This is a genomic window from Acinetobacter sp. Marseille-Q1618 (assembly GCF_902809855.1).
In the GTDB taxonomy this organism is placed as follows: Bacteria; Pseudomonadota; Gammaproteobacteria; order Pseudomonadales; family Moraxellaceae; genus Acinetobacter.
Map to the genome: position 1 here is coordinate 80,108 of NZ_CADDWJ010000001.1, position 13,038 is coordinate 93,145.

General features: G+C 36.3%; 9 protein-coding genes. 6 read left to right on the plus strand and 3 right to left on the minus strand.

What is annotated here, in order from left to right; translation table 11 throughout:
* Positions 1 to 80: 80 nt before the first annotated feature.
* From HUS24_RS00405 to yccS, 3 genes are all read right to left on the minus strand, one after another.
* Positions 81 to 2,711 (minus strand): sulfite reductase flavoprotein subunit alpha, encoded by a 2,631-nt coding sequence (locus tag HUS24_RS00405; protein ID WP_173910109.1) that lies wholly within the window; start codon positions 2,709 to 2,711, stop codon positions 81 to 83.
* A gap of 156 nt (positions 2,712 to 2,867) precedes the next feature.
* Positions 2,868 to 3,428: an SdpI family protein gene (locus tag HUS24_RS00410; protein ID WP_173910110.1), complete on the minus strand. Its 561-nt coding sequence runs from the start codon at positions 3,426 to 3,428 to the stop codon at positions 2,868 to 2,870.
* A gap of 103 nt (positions 3,429 to 3,531) precedes the next feature.
* Positions 3,532 to 5,706 (minus strand): YccS family putative transporter, encoded by a 2,175-nt coding sequence (gene yccS, locus HUS24_RS00415; RefSeq protein ID WP_173910111.1) that lies wholly within the window; start codon positions 5,704 to 5,706, stop codon positions 3,532 to 3,534.
* A 144-nt stretch (positions 5,707 to 5,850) separates the two neighbouring features.
* On the opposite strand from yccS, the gene HUS24_RS00420 reads away from it, so the two are divergent.
* From HUS24_RS00420 to HUS24_RS00445, 6 genes are all read left to right on the plus strand, one after another.
* Positions 5,851 to 7,059: a multidrug effflux MFS transporter gene (locus tag HUS24_RS00420; RefSeq protein WP_173910112.1), complete on the plus strand. Its 1,209-nt coding sequence runs from the start codon at positions 5,851 to 5,853 to the stop codon at positions 7,057 to 7,059.
* A gap of 559 nt (positions 7,060 to 7,618) precedes the next feature.
* A complete protein-coding gene (locus tag HUS24_RS00425) occupies positions 7,619 to 8,914 on the plus strand; it encodes a DcaP family trimeric outer membrane transporter (protein ID WP_173910113.1) in 1,296 nt (431 codons plus the stop codon).
* Between the two features lie 587 nt (positions 8,915 to 9,501).
* Positions 9,502 to 10,737 (plus strand): sodium/glutamate symporter, encoded by a 1,236-nt coding sequence (gene gltS / locus HUS24_RS00430; protein ID WP_173911356.1) that lies wholly within the window; start codon positions 9,502 to 9,504, stop codon positions 10,735 to 10,737.
* 253 nt (positions 10,738 to 10,990) lie between these two features.
* A complete protein-coding gene (locus HUS24_RS00435; protein ID WP_173910114.1) occupies positions 10,991 to 11,965 on the plus strand; it encodes a patatin-like phospholipase family protein in 975 nt (324 codons plus the stop codon).
* Between the two features lie 170 nt (positions 11,966 to 12,135).
* On the plus strand, positions 12,136 to 12,321 hold the full coding sequence (locus HUS24_RS00440) for a hypothetical protein (RefSeq protein ID WP_173910115.1): 186 nt from the start codon (positions 12,136 to 12,138) through the stop codon (positions 12,319 to 12,321).
* A gap of 168 nt (positions 12,322 to 12,489) precedes the next feature.
* Positions 12,490 to 13,011 carry an acyl-CoA thioesterase gene (locus tag HUS24_RS00445; protein ID WP_171530241.1) on the plus strand — a complete coding sequence of 174 codons (522 nt, stop codon included), beginning with the start codon at positions 12,490 to 12,492 and terminating at the stop codon, positions 13,009 to 13,011.
* The last annotated feature ends 27 nt before the right edge of the window (positions 13,012 to 13,038 follow it).

Consider the following 13,038-nt stretch of genomic DNA (forward strand, 5'->3'; position numbering starts at 1 on the left):
CTCTTAAAGTTTAGCAAAATAAAAACCGAGTCAATTGGCTCGGTTTTTAGATAAAGTATTAAGTGATGATTTTAAATGGCTTAGTAGACATCACGTTTATAACGACCATTTTCACGTAGTTGATTCACTTGTGTTTCTCCTAAAATCTCTACAAGTGCGTGATCTACGTCACTTGCCATACCTTGAATACTTCCACACACATAAATGACTGCACCTTGTGCAATCCATATTTTCAGTAAGTCTTGCTGTTCACGTAGTTTATGATGCACATAAATTTTTTCTGCTTGATCACGTGAAAAAGCAAGGTCTAAACGTTTTAGCATACCTGTGGTTTGCCAAGCTTCTAAAGTCTCTTTAAAGAAGTAATCATGTGCCTGTTGACGCTCACCAAAGATCAGCCAATTGTCAGTATAATTCAAACGAACACGCGCATGAATTAAGCTCATTAACCCAGCAATCCCTGTTCCATTCCCGATACAAATAATTGGACGATTGTCATTAATTAAATGGAAAGAGGGATTGGTTCGGATACGCATTGCGATCTGTTCACCTACTTGAGTATGCTGTGTGAGCCAACCTGAACCTAAGCCTAAGTTTCCATCGGCATCACTTTGTTGGCGTACCACCAGACGTAAAACTTGTTGCTCTGGAATGCTGGCAATAGAGTATTCACGGGTAGGCAATATCGGTAATTGCTCAAGTAAATGCTGCATGTTGGCAAAAGGCTCAACTTCAACAGTAAGGTTGCGATTCCAGAGTGCTTGTTGAATCGTGAGATTTAAATCATCTACAGGTGTCGTACTAGTAACGTGATACTTGTCTAGAAATGCTGCGATACGCTCAGAGCTATTGCCTGTTTGAACCTCAGCTATATCACCAGCTTGCCAAACGACTTCGTGTGTAGCATGCAACTCAAGATTAAACGCAGGTGCACCCAAACTATTTGGATTGAGCAATTCACGTTTTTTTAATGTCCATTCATCAAAGACTTTTTCAATGTGCATGTCAGCGAGTTCAAGCTTGCTGATTTGTGCTAGTGAAGTGGTCCATTTTTCAATATCAGCCACATTGGCATTGTCCACTTCAATGGTTTTAAACATCGCTTGTGCTTGATTTTGCTGTAACCATATATCTAGCCAGTGACCAAAACTGCAATAAGTTTCTGGATATTCTTTTGAACCCAAAGCTAAAACGGCATATTTTAAATGCTTTAGATCTAAAGATTGTGGCATGATTTTTTTGACAAATGTGGTTGCTAAATCAGGTGCTTCACCTGTGCCATAAGTACTGACTACAAATAAAATCTGAGGAGAACTTTGTAAATCTTCTGCTGTTAAATCTTGCAATGCTTTGACTGTGACAGGTTGACGAGCAGCTTGTAAATTGGTGGCTGTACGCCAAGCCAGTTGTTCAGAAACACCTGTTTGGGAAGCATAACTAATCAGCCAAGGTGTTGCATTTGGATCAATATCAACAATTGCAGTTTGGTTACGTGCAGCCAAAGTAAGTTGCTTTTGTTTACGGCGTTTTAGATACAGCATCCATCCTGTCACAAAGAACAATGGCATAGATAAGGCAGCCAGCATGACCAAAAACTGATAAACAGGGCCAAAGAAACTACCGCGATGTACAGGTAGCATGCTACTCATGATTTTTTCATTGAGTTTTTTATCTGCATAAAGTTCGATTTTTTCGATTTGGTTATTTTGATAATTATAAGTTGCCTTATTTCTTGCACGTTCATGTTGTGGAATCACATCCACAAAAGAAACCTCCATAGTACCATCTGCTTTTTTAGGTGTAGAGAGGGTAATAGAAGAGTAATCTTGTTTGAGTTGCGCATGAAAGCCAGTCCATGTTTGCGTATAGGCAAGGGCAATTTGCTTTGAATCCAGTTTAGATTTCTCTCGTCCTTTGCCTTGACTACCAGCATTTGAACCTGCTCTTTCACCTCTCGCTTGTTCTCCTGATGTACCAGCACCACGCATCTGTTCAGCTTGTTTTGCTTTACCTGCATTTGCTTGCATTTCAGGTTGAGGACGATCCACACCTAAAACTTTGAACATGCCATTACGCCACCAGTCATATGACCAATACAAACCTGTAACTGCTAAAAGTAAATAAAAAATAACTACCCACGTTCCAACAACAGCATGTAAATCCCAAAGGAAATTACGACCTTTGAGTTTTGGTTTAATGCTGAGCCATTGTTTAAATGAATGCTTTTTCGGCCAACGTAAGTACAAACCACTTAAAATGAAATAAATCAAAATCAGAGTACATGCACCTGTGATTTGCTTACCAACAGGCCCAACCGTTAAATTACGATGTAATTGTTGAATAAATTGGAAGAATTCACGTCCTTTCACTTCTGGCAGAATTTCAGCCGTATAAGGGTTGATCATGACATTAAAGCCTTTACGAGCGCCTTCTTTCTCAATATTGATACTGGAACTGGCATCAGGCGCTTGATCAATAGTGATGCTATTAATTTTAATTTTAGGCTGCGTACTCTGGAAATGTTGATAAATTTCTGTAGGAGTAAGTTTGGCTCGATTTTCGACTTGAACTGTATAACTGTCTGGATTCAGCCATTTTTGAATGGGTTGCTCATAAGAATAAATCGCCCCAGTGACTCCCATAATAGAAAGAATCAGACCAGCAGTGATCCCAAAAAACCAATGAAATTGAAAAAGTATCTTTTTAAACATGCGTGTTCAGGTTAAAGGCAGTATTTGAATAATGTAATTATAACTGAATAAAGTGTAGAGAAAATAGATTTGAAGATAATATTTATTCTCATTATCATTAAGTTTTAAGATATAAAAAAGCCTCCAAATGGAGGAGGCTTAATATTTATTTGAAGATTAAAGAGTTTTTGGTTCACCTACAGTTTCTTTTAAATGTTTACGCACAGTTTCAAAAGAAAAGTTTTTACTGTTCATACGGCTAGGTAGAATGTAAGCACCTTGTTGACCTTTCACTTTAAAGTTCACCAATAAAAACTCAGGAGTGTTATACCATTCATAGATGTCTTTCCAACCAATAGTACCGACACCTTCTTGTAAGCCCATTTGCTGACGCATCACAATACCATGAGGTTGAACACCCAGTTTTATGCCTTTAATTTCTTGTACTGGGAACTCGTTCATCTTGCGTTTAACGTACCATTCCAAACCAAATTTACGCACAAGCAGGTAGATCGCAACACAGGCAAGCAGCACCCAAAAAATCACAGTTGAATAGTTTTTAATAAAAATCAGACCTAGCAAAGATAGCGCAACAATCACGCCCATGATTGCCCAAGCTTTTGTTCCAATTTTATTGGTACTGCGCCAAATCATAAGTTGTGCATTGCGTTGTTCCGCCTCAGTAACTTCATACGGCACAGGTTGTAGGGTATAAGCGTAAAGATTTTTGGCAGTCATAATGTAGTATTAAAAAAATATATAGAGCTATGCAGAGTTTAGCATCATTTCAAATCAAATCGTCAGTATATTCTACCAAAATACCCGCAAATTCACTGTAAGCCTATAAAGAAGCAAGTTCAGTTGATTGATCATCACGTTCGTGGCTTAAACTTTGTTTTAAGGTACTGAATTGTTTTAGGATGCTAAACATCAAAGACAATTGTTGTAAAATAATCAAAGCCTTTGCTGACTCTTCATCAGACTGATTTAAACGTAAACGAATGGTTTGCAGCATATTATGTGCAGTTAAATCAGGCATTTCATCTCTAAGCAAAGCACCTTTAATATCATCTAAGGCTTGATCCAACAAACCTAAAATCTCTGGGTCATGGATTTTTTCACGATGCGCACCGAGTGCTGCGATATAGCTAATAAAGGTATGATTTAAACATAAAAACTCAAAAGCGAGACTTTTTTGAGTCGGATCAAAATCAGGCTCAGTGGCTAGCGTAGAAATTAAAGATGCAACCTCAGCATCGGTATTGTGTGCTGCACGTCTTACAATTCTATAATTCAAGGCATTGTTGCGACCATGATGATATTGATCCACGACTTCAGCCAAATATTGACATTGTGCTTCTAAAGAGCGATTGATGGTGCGTGGTAAACGACGGAATTTCCAGTCTGGAAAAATAAAGCTCACACCAAACCATGCAAAAGCACACCCGATCACAGTATCGATTAAGCGAGGCAACGCAGCTTCAAAACCTAAACCATCTAGATTAAAATTAATTAATGCTAAAATCGTAATAAAAGCAGTCGCTTGAGCATATTGTTTACTACGTAAATCAAAGAATAAAACACCACTAAGAATCAATAACAGTAATTGACCTTCCACTGTCGGTACAAAATACAAAATCGCATAACCAACGATGATGCCTGCTAAAGTACCAATAATGCGTAAACGCAAACGGCGCTTGGTCGCATTAAAGTTGGGTTGACTGACAAAGAGGGCAGTCAATAAAACCCAATAACCGTATTCAATCTGGGTAATTTGTACAAAAATATAGCCGATAAATAACACTACAGACACGCGAATCGCATGGCGGAAAAGTACTGACTCAGGCGTTAAATGTTGTTTGATACGGCTCTTAATATCCTCCCAACCTTTTAAATCATCGTCTTTGAGTTGATTTTCAAACTGTTTGCTTTGATCGTACTTGATATGACGTTCAGTTTCGACATTTTGTAGTTGTGCATCAATGGATTTTAAATTTTGATATAAAGAAAATAAGGCATTGACCCAAACTTGGTCATAATTTTGCGATTGTCGCAGTCGATCTAAAGAATGTCTTAGGTTTTTAAATGCATGTTTAAAACGAGCGTTATGTTGATAGGTATTGCGATTTAAAATACTATCACTCAAGTCCTTACACGCTTTTCCTTGTAAAGATAAAATCCGTTGAAAGCGAAACAGAATGTCGCTATGTTCAAACATTTTCGCTAATTTTTGATAATCAATATGAGCAGAATCAGCTCGTTCATGAATATCTTGCGCAACAAAATAGTATTGTAAACTACGCCGTGTATCTCTTTGACCTCGATCGCCTTTTAATCGAGTGAGCAGGGCAGTTCGCATATCGTTAAAAATACCGATCAACTTACCATTTTCCATAGACAAACCAATCATACTTTGTTGATAACTCTCGGAAGTCATATCGACATCAAACAAATTGGACTTGGAAAATAGAAAATCGCCTAAAGAAGAATAGCATTGCGAAAGTTTGTCTTGTACTTGACGTACAGGGAACAGTAAAAAGCTAATGGTTGAAATGAGACCATACCATGCTGCCCCAATGACCAATAAACTCGGTTGCATATACCACGGTTCAAATAAACTCACCCCAAGCATCGAGTAGACAGAAATGACCAAGCAACCATAAGAAATGGTGGCATAACGCCGACCGAGGGAACCTAATAAAATCCAACCAATACAAGAAACAATAAGACCGAGTGCAAAGAAAATTGGATAAGGGAATAGCAGTGTCACCGATGCTGCTGTCACAAAAAATCCAATATAGGTATACAGCAAGTTCATGATTCGCACAGAAAAGCGATCATCAATGTCACTGAGACCTGCTGCCACGACCCCCAAAGTTAGCGGAATCGTCATGAGCTGTTGATCTAAAAAATAAGGTACAAAAGCCGTGCCTGCAAAAGCAATGACCATGCGTAAGTTATACATGATACTGGTATTGTAAGTTGCTTTTTTAAGCCGATTCAGCCAAGTATTCAAACCAATTCCCTTGAAAAATATTTTTTTGTTATGCCTAAAAATGAAAATCGTATCGTGTGAAATTTCAATTAATCAGCAATAGAAATAATACAATGCAAGGGTTACACTTGTCTGCATTTCTTGCCATTAAATTATCCCATTTCTATGTCTCAACCACATGCTAGACAGCAATATTCTGCGGGCTGGATTTTATTACTTGCGCTATTTACATCGCTTGGACCTTTGTCCATTGATATGTATTTACCCGCTTTACCTCAAATGGCACAAGACTTTAATGTTTCAACTCAGCAAGTTGCTAACTCTTTGCCTGCCTATTTTTTTGGTCTGGCAATGGGGCAGTTGATTTATGGTCCGATTAGCGATCGAATTGGACGAAAAAAACCATTGTATTTTGGGATGAGCTTGTTTGCTGGTGCAAGCTTACTTTGCGTTCTGGCAGATGATCATTGGTCATTGATTGCTGCACGAGTTTTGCAAGCTCTGGGTGGCTGTGTTGGCGTGGTGATGGCACGTGCTGCGATTCGTGACAAGCTCGATGTACAAGGTTCTGCCCAAGCCTTTGCAAGCATGATGATCGTGATGGGAATTGCACCTGTACTTGCACCTACATTTGGCGCATGGATTTTGTATTTTTTTGAATGGCACTATGTTTTTATTGTGCTTATGTTAATTGGTTTATTTTGTCTGATCTGTGTGCATTTTTTCTTTGAAGAGACATTGGCAGAAGAACGCCGTTTAAATCTAAATGTTAAACAAGTACTCCAACTCTATGTCGCAATTTTTAAAGACCGTAGTTTTTATTTACCCATGTTGGCTGGCTGTTTAACAGGTGCAGCATTATTTGCTTATATTGGCTCAGCTTCTGCGGTATTGATGGATCAATATCACTTAAATGAGCAACAGTTTGCTTATGCATTTGGTTTGAATGCCTTAGGCATAATATTTATGTCATTTTTAAATAAAAAATTAGCAAATAAGTTATCTGTGGTACAGCGTTTACAACTGGGTGGAGTTAATCAAGTTTTAGGGGCTATCATTATTGTGATGGCTGGATTAATGCTTAATGCACCACTGTGGGTGATTATGATCGGCATGTTTTTGACTGTTTCAGGAATCGGTTTTACAGGTCCAAATGCGATGGCTTTGGCAATGGCAAAGCAAGGAGAACGTGCAGGAACTGCAAGCGCAATTATGGGAAGTACACAGTTTGCGTGTGGTTTAATTGGGGGCGTGATACTCAATTTCTTAGTATTTAATCATGTATTAAATATGGGAATCTTAATGCTTGCTTTCACTTTAGCTGGTGGTATAGCGATTTACTTCGTTAAAAAGCAACAACAACTAGACGTCTAATAATCACGAAACTTTTAGTTTAATTTTTCAATTTAGCCAATTTGAAAGTACTTTTATTTTGGCTTTTTACTTTAAAAATTTTTAAATCGTCATGCTAAATAAAAAAAGCGGTGCTTAGAATTTAACTCATATCCATAAAATCTTCATATTATTTTGTTATGGCGTTAAAAAAAGTGATAGACATTAGTCGTATATGCTTAATCTACATGTTTTATGATGAAGCATAAATGTAAGAATATATAACAAAAATTGAAAAGTTAATCCGAAAAAAGAATTGAAAATATAATGTTATTCGGTAAAACTGATTTTAATAAAGCCATGAAGTTAAGATAAATTACACATGTGTTATCCTTTTACACATAATGTTACTTTTATGTTTTAACCTAAGTTTCAACGCTTTCATAATTTAACAAAAAAGCAAATGTGCAGGTTTAGAGGGGGTAGTAGTGAACGCTACTACAAACAACAGACAAAAACATTGGTTGTATCTTCATTATAGAGGGGTGATTCAGCCAATTTTGCACGGATGCAGCACACAATTAAAGACTAGGAGTTTTTTATGAGTCGATTCCTCAACAGTAAAACATTTGTTTTGAAGAGCTTAGCGCTAACTGTAACTGCTTTAATGGTTACAACAGCAAACGCAGCAACATCTGATCAAGAGGAAATCAAACAACTTCGTCAAGAAGTTGAAGCTTTAAAAGCATTAGTTCAACAGCAACAACAAGTACAACAACAGCAACAAGTTAAATTACAAGAAGTCGCAACTCAACCTGCTGCACCACAGTCACCTTTGGCATCTTTAAAATCTAAAACTGGTGCAGATGTGAATTTGTATGGTTTCATTCGTGGTGATGCAAACTATATCATTGAAGGTGCAGATGACGACTTTAACAAAGTAAGTAGCAGCGATGGTCAAACAAAAGATAAATTACGTGCAACTGCAAAAACAACACGTATTGGTTTAGATTTTACAGCACCAGTTGCTGATGCCAAAGTGGGGGGTAAAATTGAAGTTGACTTTGCTGGAAATGGTGCAAGTGAAAACTTACGTATCCGTCATGCATACTTAACTTATAATAATTGGTTATTTGGTCAAACAACATCTAACTTCTTATCTAGTCACGCACCAGAGATGATTGACTTTAATACGAATGTAGGCGGTGGTACTACACGTATTCCACAAGTTCGTTATAATTATAAATTAGCACCATCAACTGATTTATTCGTTGCTTTAGAAGAAGGTAATAGTTCAGCTAAATATAAAGAAACTGTTGACGGAAAATCTGTTGAAAGCGAAGACATTAAATATACATTACCTGTATTAACTGCGAAAGTTACTCAAGGTTATGCTGGTGGTAATGGTAAAGCTTCTGGACGTGTATTTGTAGAAAATTATAAATCTGAAGCAACAAGTGATAACCAAACAGGTTGGGGTATTGCTATAGGTACAGACTTTAAAGTTATTGAACCATTGAAACTTTTTGCTGATGCTTCTTATGTCGTAGGTAATAGCAATTATTTATATGGCAGTAACAGTGCGTACTCTGTAGTAAATGGTGATATTGAACAGAATGAGTTTACAGCACTTCAAGTAGGTGGTACTTATAAGATTTTACCGAACTTACGTACAACTTTAGCTTATGGCGCTCTATTTGCAGATGATGGTACTGATTTTGCTAAAGCAAATAAAGCTGCAAATGAAAAAGTTCAACAAGGTTGGTTAAACGTAATTTATTCGCCAGCTAAGCCACTTGATTTAGGTGTTGAATATGTGAACGGTAAGCGTGAAACTTTTGAAGGTAAATCATTTAAAGATAACCGTGTTGGTTTAATGGCAAAATATAACTTCTAATTTTGCTTGTATATGATTTAAAAACAGGAGCGTAAATCGCTCCTGTTTTATTTACATATCACTAAAAAATAAATACTTTATTTTTGATTTAAAAATCATCAAAATAAATCTCATCTATAACTTTAGTCTAATAACAAGGTATAAATACTCATAAAATTGTAAAAAAAAGCAGACATTTTTGTGAAATTCTGCATAATGTTGCCTCTTTTTAAGCTTACAAATCACACAAGTGATTTACAGCAATTTTGTAACAGTATTAGCAAAGCTTTTAATATTGTTTGGTCAGTTTATTCATGATGATATCCAGATGAATAGGCTGTAGTTCTGATGTTTTGATGAAACTACCATTTTATCAATGATAGAAGGAATGATGATGATTTATAAAATGTGCTTGCGATCTCATATCTTATTTCTATCCATCAAGAAATATAGTCTAAATTTATTGATATAGCATTTTCAGAATAGCGCTGTTCTGTATTCCTTTTCGTTGTGCAGTTTTACTTCATTTGCTTTTGAAATGGGAATGTCTTAAATGACAAATAAGACTGTAGAACAAAAAGTATCACCTCAATTAAATGGAAATAATGATGGAATTTACTTTTAATGCATTTTACACGCTGATTGCCGCCGTAATTGTATTGCTGCTTGGGCGTATTCTGGTCAATAAAATTGACTTCTTGCGTAGATATAATATCCCAGAACCAGTTGCAGGTGGCTTAGTCGCTGCGGTTGTGTCATTGATCATCCATAATATGTTTGGTTATAGCATTACCACCAGTAGCGAATTACAAACCAGTTTTATGTTGGTGTTCTTTGCTTCGATTGGTTTAAGTGCCAACTTTGCTAAATTAAAAGAAGGTGGTGTCGGACTCGTTATCTTCTTGGTCTGTGTGGCTTCTTTTATCATTGTGCAAGATATTGTCGGGATGAGCCTAGCATCTGCTTTAGGATTAGACCCATTAATTGGTTTGATCGCAGGTTCAATCACTTTAACAGGTGGTCATGGTACAGCGGGTGCTTGGGGTGAAATTTTAGAAACCCAACATGGCATTCAAGGTGCATTGGCTTTAGGTATGGCGAGTGCGACTTTTGGCTTGATCATCGGGGGTATTATTGGTGGGCCTTTGGCAAAACTGTTAATTAACCGCTATCAACTTTCAAGCCCTAGAACACGCACTGAAGTAGATGATGCCAACAGTGAGCCATTGAGTGGTTTAGGTGAATATGTTCCGTTTGAATATCCACAACAAGTACGTTTAATCACCGCAGATAATGCTATTACGACTTTAGGGTTATTTGCAGCGTGTCTTGCTTTTGCTGAATTTATGACAGGTTACAGTAAAGGACAATGGTTCGAATTACCAACATTCGTTTGGGCACTCGGTGGGGGTGTACTTTTACGTAATATTTTAGAAAGTGTATTACGTATCAACATGTTTGACCGTGCAATTGACGTATTTGGTAATGCTGCACTGTCTTTATATCTTGCTATGGCATTGTTATCATTAAAATTATGGCAATTGGCTGATTTGGCAGGACCATTGGTCGTGATTTTGACTGCACAAACGTTGACAATGGCTTTATATGCTGCATTTGTGACATTCCGTGTAATGGGTAAAAACTATGATGCGGCAGTTCTTGCAGCGGGTCACTGTGGTTTTGGTATGGGAGCGACACCAACCGCCGTTGCAAATATGCAGGCGATTACCAATATGTATGGCCCTTCACATAAAGCATTCTTAATCGTACCTTTATGTGGTGCTTTCTTTGTTGACTTGATCAATGCAACAGTGATTCAGGTCATTTTAAAATTCTTTGTTTAAAATTATAAATCACTGAATAAAAAGCCAATCTTTAAAGATTGGCTTTTTATTTTATGGTTAAATTTTTGTATTTAAATTATTAATTTTATTATTAATTGTTGAGTTAAAAATATTTATTTTACATAAAAATTCAGTGTCTAAATATTCAATAAAGTACGTTTCGCATTATACTATTTAAATATGACAAAAAAAATTTAACAGTTTTTATTGTGTGTTTGTGCTCTGATATGTGCAAAAGTGAGAATCATATTTTATGCAAAAAATTACCTTGTGCCTTTTAATGTGTTGCGTGATGTTGACTGCATGTCAAAGTAATCCATTAGAGTCAGCTTCTGTCACTACTCCACCTGTTTCTGTAGCACGTTCACAGTTAGATAAAAGTTTTTATAAGTTTAAAAACGCACATAAAAAACCTGTGGTTGCTTTGGTATTAGGAAGTGGGGGAGCAAGAGGTTATGCGCATATTGGTGTGATTGAGGTGTTAGAGCAACAAGGAATAAAACCTGATTTTATCGTAGGAACCAGTGCAGGGAGTATAGTAGGTTCTCTTTATGCGAGTGGTAAATCTGCGGAAGAATTACGAGAAATTGCACTGAATTTAAAAGTAAAAGATGTGCGTGAGTTCAAAATCGGAATGAAAGGCTTTTTTGATGGACAAAAAGTTGAAGATTTCATTAATACACAAGTTGCAAATCAAACACTAGAACATATGAAAATCCCGATGTATGTGGTTGCAACACAATTAAAAAATGGTCAAAAAGTTGTTTTTAATTATGGTAATACAGGACAGGCAGTACGTGCCTCGGTATCCATTCCGAGTATGTTTATACCAACCAACATTAATGGAGATGAGTATGTCGACGGTGGTTTAGTTAGCCCTGTTCCCGTTGATGTGGCAAGAAATTTAGGTGCTGATATTGTGATTGCTGTGAATATCTTAGCGCAACCCGCTCATACAGAAACCAGCAATGTTTGGGGCTTGTTTAACCAGAATATCAATATTATGCAAAGTCATTTAGCGGCTGAAGAACTAAAAAATGCAGATATTGTGATACAACCTGACTTGCGTGAAAAAGCACATATTTTTGATGTAAAAACACGTGAATATACTATGCAAGTTGGGCAAGATGCAGCCAAGCAAAGATTGAATGATATTAAAACAGTGTTGAATATGAAAAAGAAAGAACTAGGACAAGAGCAATTTACTGAGTTGAGTGTGCAAAATTAAATTATAGCTTTTAGCTATCGTATTGGCTTATTTTAAATGATCTTTGAAAAAAAACATATTTTTATGATTTTAAAAATCATTTACTTATATTTACTCATTTTATAAAAATATTTATAATCTGGTTAAATTTAATATTTAAAAAATATTTATACTTAGGTTGCAAAGGTAAAATGACGAAAATTAGTATAGGTCAAAAAGTAAAACTCGCAACACAACCAGAATTGGTTTTTGTGGTCACTAAAATCAATTTGGATCAATCATATGAAATACAACTCCAATCTGTGAGTAATCAAGTCTTAAGTTATGACAATATTCCAATGGAAATGTTACGTGTGGTATCTTTTATAAAAGAATAGAAAATTTTATAAAAGGAGAGATGACTAAACTATAGATTTTATAAATGACTTCAATGAGAAATATCATATGAGGTAATGGTCAATTGCCGAATTAAACATATTTTTTGCTTGAAAAGATATATAATAATAGTTCTCTATCTCCTGTCTGAACACTGAGTCAAGAAAACAATGTCACCACTCGATCAAATGATCCCTGCAACAGAAGACCAATCTGAATTAACGATGTCCATTTTGATGACGCCTGACATGGCAAACTTTTCAGGTAATGTACATGGAGGCACGATTTTAAAGTTGCTCGACCAAGTCGCTTATGCATGTGCAAGTCGTTATTCAGGAAGTTATGTGGTAACTTTATCAGTGGATAAAGTAAACTTTAAAGAGCCGATTCATGTTGGTGAATTAGTGACATTTTTAGCCAGTGTCAATCATGTAGGTCGCACATCTATGGAAATTGGTATTCGTGTTGAGGCACAGAATATTCAAAAGCGTTCTATTCGCCATACCAATAGTTGTTATTTCACCATGGTTGCGGTAGATGAAAATGGTAAACCAAAACAAATTCCACCATTAAATTTAGATAATGATTGGAAACGTTGTCGCTTTGAAGCAGCAGAGCATCGTAAAGTTGCACGTTTACAAGAAAATCATCATCCTTCATGTAGTATTTATAAAAAAAGCTCACACAGTTAATTAAAAAAACCTCCATTTGGAGGTTTT

Bases quoted from the DNA above. Each gene is read 5' to 3' on its own strand.
- HUS24_RS00405 (WP_173910109.1), bottom strand. From the start codon at position 2,711: ATGTTTAAAAAGATACTTTTTCAATTTCATTGGTTTTTTGGGATCACT.
- HUS24_RS00410 (WP_173910110.1), bottom strand. From the start codon at position 3,428: ATGACTGCCAAAAATCTTTACGCTTATACCCTACAACCTGTGCCGTAT.
- HUS24_RS00420 (WP_173910112.1), top strand. From the start codon at position 5,851: ATGTCTCAACCACATGCTAGACAGCAATATTCTGCGGGCTGGATTTTA.
- HUS24_RS00425 (WP_173910113.1), top strand. From the start codon at position 7,619: ATGAGTCGATTCCTCAACAGTAAAACATTTGTTTTGAAGAGCTTAGCG.
- gltS (WP_173911356.1), top strand. From the start codon at position 9,502: ATGGAATTTACTTTTAATGCATTTTACACGCTGATTGCCGCCGTAATT.
- HUS24_RS00435 (WP_173910114.1), top strand. From the start codon at position 10,991: ATGCAAAAAATTACCTTGTGCCTTTTAATGTGTTGCGTGATGTTGACT.
- HUS24_RS00440 (WP_173910115.1), top strand. From the start codon at position 12,136: ATGACGAAAATTAGTATAGGTCAAAAAGTAAAACTCGCAACACAACCA.
- HUS24_RS00445 (WP_171530241.1), top strand. From the start codon at position 12,490: ATGTCACCACTCGATCAAATGATCCCTGCAACAGAAGACCAATCTGAA.